At 73.5% G+C, this 15,866-nt stretch carries 13 protein-coding genes; 9 read left to right on the top strand and 4 right to left on the bottom strand.

What is annotated here, in order from left to right; translation table 11 throughout:
• Nucleotides 1-131: 131 nt before the first annotated feature.
• From Pen02_RS15105 to Pen02_RS15095, 3 genes are all read left to right on the top strand, one after another.
• Entirely contained in the window at nt 132-1,736 is a 1,605-nt protein-coding gene (locus tag Pen02_RS15105) for an MDR family MFS transporter (RefSeq protein ID WP_203866630.1), read from the top strand.
• A 43-nt stretch (nt 1,737-1,779) separates the two neighbouring features.
• Complete coding sequence (helR, locus tag Pen02_RS15100) at nt 1,780-3,933, top strand: RNA polymerase recycling motor ATPase HelR (protein WP_203866629.1); 2,154 nt, start codon at nt 1,780-1,782, stop codon at nt 3,931-3,933.
• A gap of 197 nt (nt 3,934-4,130) precedes the next feature.
• Nucleotides 4,131-4,397 (top strand): GlsB/YeaQ/YmgE family stress response membrane protein, encoded by a 267-nt coding sequence (locus Pen02_RS15095; protein WP_203866628.1) that lies wholly within the window; start codon nt 4,131-4,133, stop codon nt 4,395-4,397.
• Nucleotides 4,398-4,627: 230 nt separating this feature from the next.
• On the opposite strand, the gene Pen02_RS15090 is transcribed toward Pen02_RS15095, so the two are convergent.
• Entirely contained in the window at nt 4,628-4,969 is a 342-nt protein-coding gene (locus Pen02_RS15090; protein ID WP_203866627.1) for a hypothetical protein, read from the bottom strand.
• A 110-nt stretch (nt 4,970-5,079) separates the two neighbouring features.
• On the opposite strand from Pen02_RS15090, the gene Pen02_RS15085 reads away from it, so the two are divergent.
• Nucleotides 5,080-6,171: a methyltransferase gene (locus tag Pen02_RS15085; protein WP_203866626.1), complete on the top strand. Its 1,092-nt coding sequence runs from the start codon at nt 5,080-5,082 to the stop codon at nt 6,169-6,171.
• A gap of 182 nt (nt 6,172-6,353) precedes the next feature.
• On the opposite strand, the gene Pen02_RS15080 is transcribed toward Pen02_RS15085, so the two are convergent.
• Together Pen02_RS15080 and Pen02_RS15075 are read right to left on the bottom strand one after the other, a co-directional pair.
• On the bottom strand, nt 6,354-6,668 hold the full coding sequence (locus tag Pen02_RS15080; protein WP_203866625.1) for a hypothetical protein: 315 nt from the start codon (nt 6,666-6,668) through the stop codon (nt 6,354-6,356).
• A gap of 12 nt (nt 6,669-6,680) precedes the next feature.
• Entirely contained in the window at nt 6,681-7,337 is a 657-nt protein-coding gene (locus Pen02_RS15075; RefSeq protein ID WP_203866624.1) for a DJ-1/PfpI family protein, read from the bottom strand.
• Between the two features lie 101 nt (nt 7,338-7,438).
• Here Pen02_RS15075 and Pen02_RS15070 point away from each other — a divergent pair, with 101 nt between their 5' ends.
• From Pen02_RS15070 to Pen02_RS15055, 4 genes are all read left to right on the top strand, one after another.
• Entirely contained in the window at nt 7,439-8,407 is a 969-nt protein-coding gene (locus Pen02_RS15070; protein ID WP_203866818.1) for a GlxA family transcriptional regulator, read from the top strand.
• Nucleotides 8,408-8,750: 343 nt separating this feature from the next.
• Nucleotides 8,751-9,326: a LemA family protein gene (locus Pen02_RS15065; RefSeq protein WP_239140698.1), complete on the top strand. Its 576-nt coding sequence runs from the start codon at nt 8,751-8,753 to the stop codon at nt 9,324-9,326.
• 25 nt (nt 9,327-9,351) lie between these two features.
• The gene (locus Pen02_RS15060) at nt 9,352-11,247 is read left to right on the top strand and encodes a DUF2207 family protein (protein ID WP_203866623.1); all 1,896 of its coding nucleotides are present in this window, start codon (nt 9,352-9,354) and stop codon (nt 11,245-11,247) included.
• A 43-nt stretch (nt 11,248-11,290) separates the two neighbouring features.
• Complete coding sequence (locus Pen02_RS15055) at nt 11,291-11,845, top strand: DUF4240 domain-containing protein (protein WP_239140691.1); 555 nt, start codon at nt 11,291-11,293, stop codon at nt 11,843-11,845.
• 70 nt (nt 11,846-11,915) lie between these two features.
• Here Pen02_RS15055 and Pen02_RS15050 read toward each other — a convergent pair whose 3' ends face one another.
• The gene (locus Pen02_RS15050) at nt 11,916-14,270 is read right to left on the bottom strand and encodes a CHAT domain-containing protein (RefSeq protein ID WP_239140793.1); all 2,355 of its coding nucleotides are present in this window, start codon (nt 14,268-14,270) and stop codon (nt 11,916-11,918) included.
• 407 nt (nt 14,271-14,677) lie between these two features.
• Between Pen02_RS15050 and Pen02_RS15045 the strand changes: the two genes are divergently transcribed.
• Entirely contained in the window at nt 14,678-15,853 is a 1,176-nt protein-coding gene (locus Pen02_RS15045) for a S8 family peptidase (protein WP_203866621.1), read from the top strand.
• The last annotated feature ends 13 nt before the right edge of the window (nt 15,854-15,866 follow it).

The following is a 15,866-nucleotide window of genomic DNA, read 5'->3' as shown; positions in this document are numbered from 1 at the left end:
GCTTGCCGCAAGACCCGGGTCGTGCTGCAGAATCGCTGGTCCAAGCCTCCGACAGCAATCACCTCCCGGCCGCGCGACCGCGCGCGACCGCGCTTCGTCGTGCCCGGGAGGCACCTACCACAGGAGAACTGATGACCGTACATTCCGAGCTGTCCTCGGCCGGAACCCCAGCGGCGATCGCGGCGGACGAGCCGCCCGGGCCGGCCGAGACGACCGCGCGGATGTCGCACCGCGAGGTGATCCAGGCGCTCTCCGGCCTGATGCTCGGCATCTTCGTCACGATCCTGGCGTCGACGATCGTCTCCAACGCGCTGCCGCGCATCGTCGCCGACCTCGGCGGTACCCAGTCGGTCTACACCTGGGTGATCACCACCGAACTGCTGGCGATGACCGCGACCGTGCCGCTCTGGGGCAAGCTGGCCGACCTCTACAGCAAGAAGCTGCTCATCCAGCTCTCGCTGGGCCTGTTCGTGGTCGGCTCGCTGATCGCCGGCCTCGCGCCGGACGTCACGCTGCTGCTGGTCAGCCGGGTCGCGCAGGGCGTGGGTGCCGGCGGGATGGGCGCGCTCGCGATGATCGTGATGGCCGCGATGATCCCGCCGCGCGAGCTGGGCCGCTACTCCGGCGTCTTCGGCGGGGTGTTCGGCGTGGCCACCATCGCCGGTCCGCTGATCGGCGGCGTCCTGGTGGACACCTCGTGGCTCGGCTGGCGCTGGTGTTTCCTCATCGGCGTCCCGTTCTCGCTGGCCGCGATCGCGCTGTTGCAGCGGACGCTGCACCTGCCGGTCGTCCGTCGGCCGGTCACCATCGACTGGCCGGGTGCGTTGCTGATCATGGCCGGTGTCTGCGCCCTGCTGGTCTGGTCGAGCCTGGCCGGTCACCACTTCGCGTGGGGCTCGTGGCAGACCGTGGCGTTCGTCGGCGGCGGCCTGCTGCTGCTCGCCCTCGCCGTGTGGACAGAGTCGCGGGCCGTGGACCCGATCGTCCCGCTCGGCCTGTTCCGCAACCGCACGGTCACCCTCGCCGTACTGGCCAGCACGCTGGTCGGGGTGGCGATGTTCGGCGGTACGGTCTTCCTGTCCCAGTACTTCCAGGTGGCGCTCGGCAAGTCGCCGACGGTGGCCGGCCTGATGAGCCTTCCGATGATCTTCGGTGTGCTGGTCTCCTCGACGGTCGCCGGACAACTCATCACCCGATTCGGGCGCTGGAAGGCGTACCTGGTGGTGGGCTCGATCGTGATGACCGGCGGATTCCTGCTGCTGAGCACGATCGACGCGAGGACCGGCATGCTGCCGCTGGCGGCGTACATGCTGGTGCTCGGGATCGGCGTCGGCATGCTCATGCAGAACCTCGTGCTCGCCGCGCAGAACGACGTACCCGCCGCCGAACTCGGTGCGGCCACCTCGGCGGTCACGTTCTTCCGCAGCATGGGCGGCGCGATCGGGGTGAGCGCGCTGGGCGCGGTGCTCGCCGCCCGGGTGACCGCGCTCTCCGCCGACCACTTCGGCCCGACCGCGACCGGGGGCGGCGCCAAGGTACCCGACCTCGAAACGCTGCCCGCGCCGGTCCTCGCCGTGGTCCGCGACATCTACGGCACGGCGACCGCCGACCTGTTCCTGGTGTCCGCGCCGATCGCGTTCCTCGCCGTGCTCGCGGTGCTCCTGATCCGGGAGAAGCCGCTCTCCACCCTCACCGGCGACGAGCGCCTCGCCCGGGAAGCCAGCGGCCACAACTGACCCCACCCCGGAGTTCCCACTGATCCCACCTCGGAGCCACCACATGGACCAGCGGACCACCGCCGTCTTCCACCTGCCCGGCAACCTCGCGGCCAAGGCCGACCCGGCACTGATCGCCGACGACGAGACGCACTTCGCGGCCATGGCGGAGAGCCTGGCGCAGACGTACACCGATCTGTCCGCCCGGCTCGACGCCGCGCGCAAGGCCCCCGCCGGCAAGGGCCGTCAGGCGGTGGACCGGGACCAGGAGGTACGCCGGCTGACCGCGCGGCTGCGTACGCTGCGCCGGTTCAGCCTGGACCTGTGCCTCGGCCGCATGGTCGGCGCGGACGGCAGCGCACCCATCTACATAGGACGCCTCGGCCTCACCGACCGCAGCGGCCGACGGCTGCTGGTCGACTGGCGCTCCCCCGCCGCCGCGCCGTTCTTCGGCGCGACCCACGCCAATTCGATGGGACTGGTCAGCCGTCGCCGGTACCGCTGGACCCGTGGCCGGATCACCGACTACTGGGACGAGGTGTTCACCCCGGAGGGCCTGCGGGGACACGCCGCGCTCGACGACCAGTCCGCCTTCATAGCCAGCCTGGGCGCCAACCGGTCGACCCGGATGCGGGACGTGCTCGGCACCATCCAGGCCGACCAGGACGCGATCATCCGGGCCGGCTCCCAGGGCGCGCTCGTCGTCGACGGCGGTCCGGGTACCGGCAAGACGGTCGTCGCCCTGCACCGCACCGCGTACCTGCTCTACTCCGACCCGCATCTCGGTCAGCGGCGGGGCGGCGTGCTGTTCGTCGGACCGCACGAGCCGTACCTGGCGTACGTCGCCGACGTGCTGCCGAGCCTGGGCGAGGAGGACGTGCAGACGTGCACGCTGCGGGACCTCGTACCCGAGGGCGCCGGGGCGGTCGCCGAAACCTCCCCGGAGGTGGCCGCGCTGAAGTCGTCGGCGGACATGGTGCGGGCGGTCGAGGCGGCCGTACGGTTCTACGAGGAGCCGCCCGCGAAGGGCACGACGGTCGCGACCGAGTGGTCCGACATCCGGTTGAGTGCCGAGGACTGGGCCGAGGCGTTCCAGGCGCCGGATCCGGGTACGCCGCACAACGAGGCGCGCGAGCAGATCTGGGACGCGTTGCTGACGATCCTGCTGGAGCGGTACGACGGCGACGAGCCGGAGGCCCGGTTCCGCGCGTCGATGGAGCGGAACCGGGAACTGCGTGCCGTACTGCACCGCGCCTGGCCGCTGCTCGACGCCCCCGATCTCGTCGCCGACCTCTGGTCGGTCCCCGCCTACCTGCACAGATGCGCTCCGTGGCTGAGTACCGACGAGATCCGCACGCTACAGCGCGCGGACGCCCGGGCATGGACGCTGTCCGACCTGCCGCTGCTGGACGCCGCGCGGCAGCGGCTCGGCGACGCCGGGGCCGCCGAGCGTCGCCGTCGGCACGACGCCGCAGTCGCCGCCGGCCGGGAGCAGATGACCCGGGTCGTCGACGACCTGATCGCCTCCGCCGCCTACGACGACGGCGAGGGCCTGATGACCATGCTGCGCCAGGGGGACCTGCGGGACGCCCTGGCCGACGGCGTCGCACCGCCGCCCGCCGACGACCCGGACCTGCTCGCCGGCCCGTTCGCGCACATCGTGGTGGACGAGGCCCAGGAACTCACCGACGCGGAGTGGCAGATGCTGCTGTCCCGCTGCCCGTCGCGCAGCTTCACCGTCGTCGGCGACCGCGCCCAGGCCCGGCACGGGTTCACCGGGTCGTGGCAGGACCGCCTCCGGCGGGCCGGCCTCGACCGGATCGAGCTGGCCTCGCTGGGCATCAACTACCGGACACCGGCGGAGGTCATGGCGGAGGCGGAACCGGTCATCCGGGCCGTACTCCCGGACGCCAACGTGCCGACCTCCATCCGGAGCAGCGGCATCCCGGTCGGGCACGGCGCCGTCTCGGAGCTGACCTCGGTCCTCGACACCTGGCTCGCCGCACACGCCGAAGGGATCGCCTGCGTCATCGGCGACCCGGCGTTCCGTGCGACGCCCCGCGTCCGGTCGCTGACCCCGGAACTGGCCAAGGGCCTCGAGTTCGACCTGGTCGTCCTGGTCGATCCGGAGCGGTTCGGCGCGGGCGTCGAGGGGGCGGTCGACCGCTACGTCGCGATGACCCGGGCCACCCGGCAACTCGTGATCCTCACCACCTGAGCGGGCCGTCCGACGGCGACGAGGCCGGCGCAGTTCCGCGACACCGACGTCCGGGCCTCCCGGCCCGGCGATCCCGGCGCGGCGGGCCGGCGGACGGGTGACACGCGCGGGCGGAGTCTTCCGGTGGACGTGAAGGTTTCCGCACGTCAGGCACTGGGCACTGCCCCGGTCGAACAGCACCCCGAAGGAGACCCAGCATGGAGATCAGCGGCATCTTCACCGCCCTCGTCATCGGCCTCGTCATCGGCGCCCTCGGCCGGCTCGTCGTACCCGGCAAGCAGAGCATCCCGATCTGGCTCACCCTCGTCATCGGCATCCTCGCCGCCCTGCTCGGCACCATCGTCGCCGGAGCCTTCGGGGTCGCCGAAACCAGCGGACCCGACTGGATCGAACTCGTCCTCCAGGTCGCGTTCGCCGCCGTCGGCGTCAGCGTCGCCGCCGGGGCGTACGGCCGCCGACGCTGACCCCCGCACCCACGGCCCACCGCAACGTCCTGGGAGGAAAGTCCGGGGCGTCGGCGGGACGCCGGCCGGATTCCGACGTAGCGGACGAAATGCACCCGTACCGGCCGGAACCGACCTGCGGGGCGCGCCGCTCGCGGCCGTGGTCACTCGGCCTGCCACCGAGTGACCACGGCTACGAGTCCGGCCGAGCCGGCGCGTCGGCCAACGGGAGGCTGTCCGCCCGACCACGGCTACGAATCCGGCTGAGCCGACGGGTCGGGCGGCGGAGGGACGTTGTTCGCGCGCCGGGCCTGCCAGCGCCACCGGTAGTGCCGCCACACCGCGACGACGACCGCCACCGCGAACAGCAGCGCGACGGCGCCCCGCCACGCACGCTCGAACCACGATCTGTCTTCCCCGAACGCCGCTGTACACGCCGTGATCAGCCACGGTCCGACCCAGGCCCACTCCCAGCCGCGTGGCCGGGAGAACTGCTCGGGCGGATCGGAGAACGCGAGGACGACGGCGAACACGGCACCGATCACGACAACCAGTGGTACTCCGACGTTCCAGACGGCATCCCACGGCGACATGGGCCGATCATGGCACCCGCCATCCAACTTCCCGGAGTAGCCCTCGGTAGCATCTCGTGGACGTACGATCACATCGACGCGGATGATGCCCGTGGATCGGCGGAGGTTCGATGACCGAGCAACCCGTACCCCGAGTGTTCGCCGTACCCGGACAGCCGTCGGCGGACGCCGGCACGGCTCCCGGTGACGCGCCGTTGCCAACACCGGCCGGACCGCCGACGCCGGCCCGGATCACCGAGGCGGCGGCCGGATTCATGCTGTCGAAGCTGCTCTTCGTCGCCACCGAGGTGGACCTGTTCGCCGCCATCCCGCCGGAGGGCGCGACCCCGCAGACGATCGCCGAACGCTGCCGACTGCCGGAGCGCAGCGCGGCGACCCTGCCCTACCTGCTCGCCGCCGCCGGGCTGCTCGAACGCGACGGCGACCGCTACCGCAACGCCCCCGACACCGAGGCATTCCTCAGCGGTCGCGGTCCGCTCGACCTGCGCCCGATCCTGCGCTACTGGGACACGGTGAGCTATGCCAGTTGGAGCCGGGCGGGCACGGCGTTCCGCACCCGCCAGCCCGTACGCGGCGAACTGACCCGTGAACAGACCGAGGCGTACGAGTCGGCGGTGGCGGCGGTGACCACCGAGACGGCCGTCGACCTCGCCCGGGCGTACGACTTCGGCCGGCACCGCAGGCTGCTCGACGTGGGCGGCGGGATCGGCACCTTCGCCCGGCCGATCCTGCGCGGACACCCGCAACTGACCGGCACCCTGCTCGAGTTGCCCGAGGTGGCGTCGATCGTCGGCCCGGATGTCTCGTCCGGCGAGTTCGCCGAGCGGCTCGACGTACGCGGCGCCGACGTCTTCACCGACCGGCTGCCGGACGGCCACGACGCGATCGTGGTGGCCAACTTCCTGCACCTGTTCCCGCCGGAACGCAACCTCACCCTGCTGACCCGGCTGCGCGAGGTCGCCCCGCCGGACGGCCGGCTACTGCTTGTGGACTGGTGGCGGGACGGCCCGACTCCGCACCCGTCGGCCCGGTTCGCCGCCGGGGAGTTCCTGATGATCAGCGGCGGCGACACCTACCGGCCGGACGAGGTGGCGGACTGGCTGACCGCCACCGGCTGGCGGTTCGTCGGTCACCAGCCACTGTCGCCGCCGGCCGGGCTCATCGTCGCCGAGCCCGCCGACCGGGCGAGCCCCGAGGGCTGACCGCGCGCCACGTCCAAGCAGACAGCGACGGCCGACCGGGCACCACATCCGGGGCGGACTCCGACAACACGACCGCACGCCAGATCCGGACGGACTCCGACCAATCACCCCGCACCGGATCCGGACGGACTCCGACCGTTGGCCGGGCACCAGATCCGGGGGCTGGTGGCCCGGCCGGAGGCTCAGCTTTGCCGGTCGGCGCGGCGGGCGCCGGTGACCGTGCTCCGGGGCAGCCGCCCCGCGCGGGAGTGGCCGGTCAGCGTCTCGCCGTGCACGACCACGTCGAAGTCGAGGTTCAGGCGCATCGGACGGGTCACCGACTGCCGCCAGGTCACCCGGGGACCGTCGCAGGCGAGCGCGGCCAGCGGCACCGTCTCCGACGTCGTCGACGCGGTACCGGCCAGCACCCCGCCCGCGTCGCGGAAGACGTAGACGGCGTTCAACGTGCCGATCGGGGTTTTCAGGCTGACATCCCAGGTGCCGAGGATGAGGTGCACGACGGCGTCCCTTCAGATCGTGACGGGGGTACGTCCGGCGGCGCGCCACACGATGCCGCGCCGTTCGTACTCGAACAGGGTCTCGACGGCGTTCGCGACCCGTGGGCCGAACTCGCGTTCCAGGATGTGCAGCCCGAGGTCCAGTCCGGAGGTGACGCCGCCCGCGCTGACCAGGTCCCCGTCGTCGACGACCCGGGCCGGTACCGCGCGTACGCCCGTCGCGTCGAGCACGTCCATGCCGAGCCGGTGCGTCACCGCGTGGCGCCCCTCGATCAGGCCGGCCATGGCCAGGGCGAGCGAGCCGCCGCAGACGGCCGCCACGGTCACTTCCGGATTGTGTAGGGCGGCGCGCAGCAGCGGTCGGGCCGCCGACTCGGCGAACCGGGCCAGCAGCACGGGGATCGTCAGCACGCCCTGGTCGGGGTCGCCGATGGTGGGCCCGCTGGCACCGGGTACGACGACGTAGCCCGGCCGGTCCGGGTCCAGCCTGCCGGTCGCCCGCAGCGTCAGGCCACGGGTGCCGCTGACCACCTCCCCCGGGCCGTCCGCGTGGACGAGTTCCACGGCCATGGCTCCGCCGGCCGCGTCGCTGCCGGCCGCGAGGACCTCGAACGGCGCGACGACGTCGAGTGGGTCGAACCCGTCGAACAACACGATCTGTACCAACATGCCACCGATCCTCGGCCTCGCGGCTCGACGCGACCACTGGCAGGATTGCCATCGTCCGACTGTTTCTTGCCGTGCCTCCTCCGACCCTCGGGAACGTCGCCATGCACACCGTGTTCGTCCTGGCGCTGCCGGACACGATCGCGTTCGATCTCGCCACGCCGATCGAGGTGCTCGGCCGGGTACGGCTGCCGGACGGCACGCCCGGCTACCGGGTACTCGTCTGCGGCACCGCTCCGACGGTCGACGCCGGCCCGCTGCGGCTCGCCGTCACGCACGGCCTCGACGCGCTCGCGGGCGCCGACACCGTGATAGTCCCCGGCCGGTACGACCCGACCTCGCCGGTGCCGATCGCGGCCCTGGACGCGCTGCGGGCAGCCGCAGCCGCCGGCACCCGCATCGCGTCGATCTGCGTCGGCACCTTCACCCTCGCCGCTGCCGGGCTGCTCGACGGCCGGCGGGCCACCACGCACTGGGCCGCCGCCGAGCGGTTACGGGCCGCGTTCCCGGCCGTCCGGGTGGACCCCGAGGTGCTCTACGTCGACAGCGGGCAGTTCGTCACCTCGGCCGGAGCGACCGCCGGCGTGGACATGTGCCTGCACCTGGTACGCCGCGACTACGGCGCCACGATCGCCGCCGACGCGTCGCGGCAGGCCGTGGCCGCACTGCACCGCGACGGCGGGCAGGCCCAGTTCATCGTGCCGCCCGGTCCCCGCACCGCCGAGCTCGGCCTCGGCGCGGTCCTCGAATGGCTACAGGTGCACGCCTACGAGAAACTGACGCTGGCCGACGTGGCCGCCCAGGCCGGGCTCAGCGTGCGTACGCTCAACCGTCGGTTCCACGAGGAGACCGGCCGGACCCCGATGCAGTGGGTCACCGCCGTACGCATCCGTCGGGCGCAGGAACTCCTGGAGGGCACCGACCACGGTGTCGACCGGATCGCGCACCTGGTCGGTTTCGCCTCGCCGGCACACTTCCGCGTCCAGTTCAGACGGCTCAGCGGGGTGGCGCCGCAGACGTACCGCAGCACCTTCCGGCTGCGGGCCCGGACCGCCCAGGACGCCTCCGGGTAGCTCCTGCCCGGCCGCCACCGCCGGGCGGATCGAACTGCCTCGTCGCGCGCCGGGGCGCCGCCTCGACGGTGGTGCCGGAGCGACGTGCCGGCCGAGGGCGCACCGACCGTGCTGGGTCAGCGCCGGTGTCGGCGCGGCGTCGGCGTCTCTCCTCAGTTCGTGCCGTCCTCGACGAGCGGGCCGGGCCGCCGCGGGGCAGCTCCGCAGACTGGGTGCGGGGCTACCGGGTGGAGATCATCAGGTGGATGACCAGCCGTCAGCCCTGGGACAACTCGACGGCGGATCCTGGTGGCAGTCGCCGGGGATGCTCGGTCGATCCGGTACGACGGAGAGGGTGATTCCGGTGGATTCCGGCCTGGTACTGGTGGGCGGGCTGGCGGTGCTGACGCTGCTGTTGGTCGCCCCGCTGATCGCCGCCCTGCGCGGCTACAACCGGCTCGTACGGCTGCGGGCGCAGGTACGGGCGTCGTGGGCGCAGGTCGACGTCCAGCTCAGGCGGCGGCACTCGCTGATCCCGAACCTGGTGGAGACGGTTCGCGGGTACGCCGCACACGAGCGGGCAACGCTGGAGGCGGTGACCGCCGCCCGGGTCGCCGCGATGGCAACACCGGGCAGTACGCCGGAACGGGTCGCCGTCGAGGGTGCGCTGACCCAGGCGCTCGGCCGGTTGTTCGCGGTGGCCGAGGCGTACCCGCACCTGCGGGCCAGCGCGAACTTCGGCGAACTCCAGCGTGAACTCGCCGGCACCGAAGACAAGATCGCGTACGCCCGGCAGTTCTACAACACCGCCGTGCAGTCCCTGAACACCGCGGTGGAGACGCTGCCCACCAACGTCATCGCCGGATTGGGCGGCTTCCGCGCCGAGCGGTACTTCGAGGCGGTCGGCGACGAGCGCGCCGACGTACCGGTGCGGTTCTGAACGCCGGACCGGCACCGGAGACGCGATGAACCCCGTCGACCTGGCCGTCGAGCTGGGACTGCCGGTGGCGAGCCTCGCCGGCTGGACCGTCGTCTACTGGCTCGCCCGGCTGCTCACCCGGCCGGCCACCGTCCCGCCCGCGCCGGCCACGATGGAGTTGCCCGGCCCGGAGTCCCCGGCGGTGGTCAGCCTGCTGGTCAACCGCTGGAGCATCACCGTCGACGCGGCCGAGGCGACGCTGCTCGACCTCGCCGCCCGGGGCTACCTCGAACTGCGGCAGGCCGGACCGGATCCGCGCGAGAGCACCGTGCACCCGACCGGCCGGGTCGACGGCCTCAACAGCTACGAGCGACAGGTCCTCGACCGGGTGACCGAGCGTGCCGTCGGTGGCACGGTGCCGTTGACGGCCCTGGCCTTCGCCGACGAGCGGCGTGCCGCGAACTGGTCGGCCGCGCTGGGACGGGCGGTTGTCGCCGAGGCACGCCAGCGCGGGCTGATCCGGCGCAGGTTTCCCCGGAGCCTGGTCACCGCGCTCGGCGTACTCGGCGGGATCGCCGGGCTGGGCATCGCCGCCGGAGCCCACCACTACCTGTTCCGGGTCGGGGACGCCGACCAGTGGGTCGGGGTGGCCGTCGCCTTCTTCGTCACGACCACGATCCTCGGCGGCATCGCCGGACGGGACATGGGCGAACGGGACACGCCACAGGGCCGGGCCGTCGCCGCCCGCTGGCTCGGCGTACGCGCCTGGCTGGTCGGACACGAGGCATTCGCCGAGCTGCCACCGGCGGCGGTGACGGTCTGGGCCCGGTACCTGTCCTACGGTGCCGCGCTCGGCGTCACCCGGGTCGCCTCCCAGGTCGTCCACCTCGGGCTGGCCGACCGGACCCGCATCTGGTCGGCGTACGGCGGCAGGTGGCGCCAGCTCGACGTCAGCTACCCGCACACCCTCCCCCGGTACGGCCAGTCGCTCGGCTGGCCCGCCGTACGCGCGCTGGGCGCCGTCTGGTTCGGCTGGTCACTCCTCGGCGTCGTCGGACCGGCGCTGGTCCAGGGCGGAAGCACACCGCCGGCCGATCCGGACGACGTGCTCGGATTCCTCTTCGGACAGTGGCTCACCCCGTGGCGGCAGCTCTCCGAGCTGGATCCGGTCACCGCCGGCATCCTGCTGCTCGGGCTCGTGCTGCTCGGCTACGGCGGCTACACGATGATCCGGGTACTCGTCGACCTGTCGACTTCGGGCACGGTCTCCGGCGAGGTGGTCTGGCACCAGATGTGGCGGTTCACCACGTCGGAGAACAGCAGCGAGCGGATACCTGTCAACTACTACCTGGTGCTCGACGACGGCAGGTCGGACCGCACGAGGGCCTGGATCCTGCCCAAGGAGATCGCGGGCAGGTGCGAGCTGGGGGACGTGGTGACGGCACGGGTCCGGCGCTGGACCCGCCGGGTCAAGGACGTCACCGTACTCCGGGCGGGGCGTCCCGCGCCGAGCGTCGTACCGGTGGAGGCCACGACGTCGACCGGCGCCGGCGCCGGCGCGGAGTCGCTGCTGACCGTCGACGAACTCGGCGCGGTGGTGGGCCGGCAGGTGCGCCCGGACCGGACCGGACGGCAGGTCCAGGACAGGCGGTTCGGGCACGCCGACTTCAACGACCTGGCGGGCAGGACGGCGGTCTCGGTAAGCGTCGTACACGGCCGGGCCGGCCGGGTGGTCATGGTGCTCGGCAGGGGAACCGGGCAACCGCTGCCGATGCCGCAGGGCGACGAGGCGTACCTGGCCCAGGACCGGGTGGTGGGCCGCCGGGGCGACGTGGTGGTCATGCTCCAGCCGGGGCAGGGCGTCGCGGCGGACCGGCTGGCCGGGCTGCTGCCGATCGCGCTGGCCCGGGCCGTCGAACAGCACACCGTCCGGCCGCGCTGACTGGCCGGCCGACGCTGTCGGTGGGTGCGGTTACCGTGCGCCCGTGACTGGAACTGATACCGCCCCTGCCGCTTCCCCCACGCTGCCGACCGCCGAGGAGGAGGCCCGGTTCTGGGCCTTGCTGGAGCAGGCGTGGGCCGGACTCGGACCGGAGCCGGCGGCGTTGCGCCGCGCCCTGCTCGACCGCGATCCCGAGGGCGTCGACCTCGACGACCCGTACGCGGTCGACGCCTGGCTCGATCCGCTCCTCGCCGCACTGCGCGAGTTGGGCGCGGGGCTGTCGGCGCCGGAGCTGGTCGCCTTCGACCGGGTCGTCGAGCGGAAGCTCTACGACATCGACCGCGCCGACATCCACGAGGTCACCGACGGTTCCGACGACGGCTTCCTGTACGCGCGCGGCTTCGTCGTCGCCATGGGCCGGGAATACTACGAGGCGGTCCGGCAGAACCCGGCGATGGCCGTGCTCGACGCCGAGTGCGAGGAACTCTGCTACCTGTTCGCGCACCTGCACGAGAAGCGCTTCGGCGACTGGCCGGAGACCGGCTCGGGTATCTCCCGCGAGTCGGTCAGCAACCCGGCCGGCTGGCCCCGCGGCTGACCGCCACGACCGCCGAGCCCCAGCATCTGGCCGGCGACGGTCGTGCCGTAGCTCCGCGGCATCGACCGGGTCAGCCGGAGCCGAAGCAGACGAAGGCGGCGGCGGTCGCTGTCGCCTCGTCGACCCCGTCGCCGAGGCCGGCCTGCGCGGCGGCGAGCGCCTCGGCCGGCCCGGCGCCCTCGGCGAGCCGGCGGTAGAAGGCGGCCATCAGGGTCAGCGCCGTGTTGTCCCGGGCCGGCAGCACGCTGGCCACCACGGTCGCGGTACCGAGCCCGAGCAGCGCGGCGGCGAGTCCCATCAGTTCCTCGCCCGGATGCACTGCCGACAGGCCGGCGTCGCACGCCGAGAGCACCACCACGGACGGCGGTTCGGTCAGCCGTTCCAGGTCGTAGACGGTGAGCGGACCGTCGGCGAGCCGCAGGTGGGAGAACATCGGGTTGTCCGCCCGGAAGGTGCCGTGCGCGGCGATGTGCGCCGACGCCGTCCCGTCGAGGGCGGCCAGCACCGCGTCGGCGGTCGCCTTCGTCCCGACCAGGAGCTGTGCCGGGGCCCGCAGCCCGGCCAACTGCCGGACCTCGGTCTCGGCGTGTGCGAGACCGGGGCCGGCGACCAGCAGCGGCCGGCCACCGTCCGGGTGCCGGCCGGCCCGCCGGGTCGCCGCCGACCAGGCCGCCGCCGACGGCGCGACCGTCACGGGCCGACCGTGACAGGACGGCAGCAGCGCCCACGGCGTCGCGTGCAGCGCACCGACCGGGACCAGAACCCATTCGCCGTCACCGAGCCATGGCCGCAGCGGCGCGAACAGCAGCTCGTCGAGCCGGCCGGCGGCATACCGGGCGGCGTCGGCAGCGGCCTGCCGGGACGCCGGCCGGCCGTGCCGGAGTACGACGCGGCGCAGCGCGAACCGCAGCGCGTCGAGTTCGGCCGTGACCTCGGCGGTGCGGCACAGCCGCCGGGTCCGGGCGCGACCGTCCCGGACCACGACCGCGTGCAGGTCGCCGTCGATCTCGACCAGCTCGACGAGGGTACGCCCACCGAGCTGGTCGAGGTTCCCGTCGAGCCGGTCGACGGCCGGCGCGGTGCCCTGTCCCCGGGCCTGCCAACTACGCCGCCGGATGCGTTCCTCGACGAGGCGCTGCCGTCGCCGGAGCACCGCCTGCCGCTGGTCGGTGACGTCGGCACCGGCCTCGGCACCGAGCCGGCGCAGCTCGGCCAGGTCGGTGGCGAGCGCCTCCTCGTCCGGTGGCCGGGTCGGCGGCAGCCGCAGCGCCAGCCCCTTCCACCGTTCCGCCCACCAGAGCAGCGAGGAAGCCCGCCCGGTACGCAGGGCCAGCCGCAGTCCGGTGGTGGCGAGGTCGGTGGCGTAACCGCCGGCCAAGGCGCGCAGCTCGGTCGCGCCGAGTGCCGCCTGGTGCGCCTCCAGGATCCGGGCACCGGCCAGCAGGGCGCGTCGGGCACCGGCCGGATCGCCGGCGGCGTCCCGGAGCAACGCCTCGGCGTGCCAGGCCCGGGCCCGCAACTCGGCGGTACCGTGCCGGCCGATCCGGCGTACCTCGCGCAGCTCCGCCACCGCCTCGGCGTGCCCGGGTGCCAGTCGGGCGGCGTAGAGCCGGGCGTCCAGGGCGGGGCCGACCCAGCCGGTAATGGCGAGGTCTGCGGCGACCTGTCGGGCGGTACGGCGGTGCCGGGCCGGGCTCGGGTCGTCGGCCGCCCGCAGCGCGACGTACCGGGCCAGGGCGGCCCAGGCCGGCCGGTGCTGCCGACGGAACGACCGGTACGCCGTCGCCGCGTACCCGTCGGCCGCCGCCCGATCGCCGACCGCCAGCGTGATCTCGGCCAGCATCAGCCGTGCCTGCGCCTCGAACAGTCGCATCCGGCTGGCCCGGGCCGCCGACAGCGCTGCCTCGGCGACGCTGCGGGCCTCCGGCAGCAGTCGCGCCCGGAGCAGCAGTTCACCCCGGTCCATCAGGGCGATCGCCGGGCGGGTGGTCGCGGCGAAGTACTCGTCGGCGACGTCGTACCAGCGCATCGCGCCGGGGATGTCGCCGCCGACAGCACGGACGTACCCGAGGTTGTGCCGGACCTGCGCGACGGCGAGGTCCTGCCCGAGCGCCGTGTAGATCCGCTCGGCGGCCACCAGGTCGCTCTCGGCCTGCCGCAGGCTGCCCCGGTAGCTGTGCAACACCCCTCGGTTGGTCAGCGCCCGGGCCTGCCAGAGCTGGTCGTCGGCGCGCCGGAAGACGGCGATCGCGGTGGAGTAACCGGCCATCGCCTCGGCGAACCGGTTGAGCCGGTCGAGGATCAGGGCCCGCTGCATCTGCAGCCGGGCGGCCGGCAGCCCGTCCAGCACCGGGGCGGCCCGGTCGATCTCGCGAAGTGCGGCGGTCGGCCGGCCCGCCTCGGCGAGTACCAGGGCGAGGCTCATCCGGGCCTCGGCCGCCCGCTCGGCGAGCCCGGCGGTGTCGGCCACCCGGACCGCCCGGCGCAGGTGCCGCAGCGCGGCCCCGGCGTCGTGCAGCTCGCGGGCGGCGAGACCGAGCGCGCGTTCGGCGGTCGACTCGGCGGCCCGGTCACCGGCCCGCCGGGCGGTGCGGGCCTCGGCGGCGGCCAGGGCACGGGCCCGGACCGGGTCGGCGGTGACCAGCCGCAGCGCCTCGTCCGCCGGACCGTTCCGAGGCGTGCCGGTCGGGTCACCCACCGGAACATCGTGGCACGGCCGGGGACAGTCGGAAAGCCGTCGTATCAGCGGGCCGACGACGGACGTCCGCCGTAGGACAGTTCTTCGCGCAGTCGTTTCCGCGCGCATCTCATCCCGAATCGAAGGAGTCTGTGATGCCCCCCTCTGAGCACCGGGTCGCCAGCTACCACGACCGTCGGCAGCGCCGCCTGGGCGGCCTGGCGCAACTGCGGTCCGTACCGGCGGCCGACCGGTCCAGGGTCTGGTACGTCAACGACGAACTACTCGTCGTCGACGACGAGCGGCGGCACGTCGAGCGGTACCTGACCGAGCACCGGGCCGAGGTGACCGCGCTCGGCGACGAGGAGGTCGTACCGGGGCTGCGCCGGTACCGTACCCGGGGGCTGGACGTGCCGGGCTCGGTACGCCAGGTACGTGGCGGGCTGCCGAGCGGTGCCGCCGTCGTCGCACCGAACCACGTCTTCCTCAGTACCCCGTTCAACCACGGCGGACCGTTCGGCCCGCCGGTACCGGTCGCCTCGGCGCCGATCGAGACCCGGCGGATCCGGGACGCGGCGGTACCGATGGCGATCGTCGACACCGGCCTGTGGACCGACACCGTGCTGCCGGACGCCTACTACCGGGGCCGCACCGTCGACGTGGAGACGGAGACGGACGTGGACAACGACGGGCTGCTCGACGGCGACGTCGGGCACGCCAACTTCATCGCCGGGGTGGTGGTCCGGCAGACCCGGGCGGTCCGGCTCGACGTGCTGAAGGTGCTCGACACGTTCGGCATCTGCACCGAGGCGGACCTGGTACAGGCCCTCGGCCGACTGGACCCGGACATCCGGGTGGTGAACCTGTCGCTCGGCGGCTTCACCGAGCAGGACCTGCCGCCGGTCGGCCTGGGCGGTGCCCTGGAGACCGCGTTGGCGGTGCCGGACCGGGTGGTGGTGGCCGCCGCCGGCAACGACGGCAACCGGGTCAACCGGTTCTGGCCGGCGGCGTTCGCCGGGGCGGAGCTGCCCTGGAGCAACCGGATCGCCGCGGTCGCCGCACACGACGGCGAGCGGCTCTGCACCTGGAGCAACGCCGGTCCGTGGGTGTCGGTGGCGGCTCGCGGCCAGGACGTGGCCAGCACCTTCATCAACCACCCCGAGTTCTTTCCGACGGGCTGGGCACAGTGGAGCGGCACCTCGTTCGCCACCCCCCGGGTGGCCGCCGAGGTGGTCCGGCAGATCGCCGCCGGGATGTCCGCGCCGGCCGCGCTGCGACACGTCGTCGAGTCCGCCGCCGGCACCTTCGACGGGTACCGGGGTCTGCGGTGAGCGTCCGCGCCGG

This window comes from Plantactinospora endophytica, assembly GCF_016862915.1.
Taxonomy (GTDB): Bacteria; Actinomycetota; Actinomycetes; order Mycobacteriales; family Micromonosporaceae; genus Plantactinospora; species Plantactinospora endophytica.
Note: the sequence above shows the minus strand (reverse complement) of the source record. Positions and strands in the feature narration are given on the sequence as shown.

Coding starts and splice junctions, on each gene's coding strand:
- Pen02_RS15070 (WP_203866818.1), top strand. CDS start 7,439: ATGCACACCGTGTTCGTCCTGGCGCTGCCGGACACGATCGCGTTCGAT.
- Pen02_RS15060 (WP_203866623.1), top strand. CDS start 9,352: ATGAACCCCGTCGACCTGGCCGTCGAGCTGGGACTGCCGGTGGCGAGC.
- Pen02_RS15045 (WP_203866621.1), top strand. CDS start 14,678: ATGCCCCCCTCTGAGCACCGGGTCGCCAGCTACCACGACCGTCGGCAG.
- Pen02_RS15105 (WP_203866630.1), top strand. CDS start 132: ATGACCGTACATTCCGAGCTGTCCTCGGCCGGAACCCCAGCGGCGATC.
- helR (WP_203866629.1), top strand. CDS start 1,780: ATGGACCAGCGGACCACCGCCGTCTTCCACCTGCCCGGCAACCTCGCG.
- Pen02_RS15095 (WP_203866628.1), top strand. CDS start 4,131: ATGGAGATCAGCGGCATCTTCACCGCCCTCGTCATCGGCCTCGTCATC.
- Pen02_RS15050 (WP_239140793.1), bottom strand. CDS start 14,270: ATGAGCCTCGCCCTGGTACTCGCCGAGGCGGGCCGGCCGACCGCCGCA.
- Pen02_RS15085 (WP_203866626.1), top strand. CDS start 5,080: ATGACCGAGCAACCCGTACCCCGAGTGTTCGCCGTACCCGGACAGCCG.
- Pen02_RS15090 (WP_203866627.1), bottom strand. CDS start 4,969: ATGTCGCCGTGGGATGCCGTCTGGAACGTCGGAGTACCACTGGTTGTC.
- Pen02_RS15075 (WP_203866624.1), bottom strand. CDS start 7,337: ATGTTGGTACAGATCGTGTTGTTCGACGGGTTCGACCCACTCGACGTC.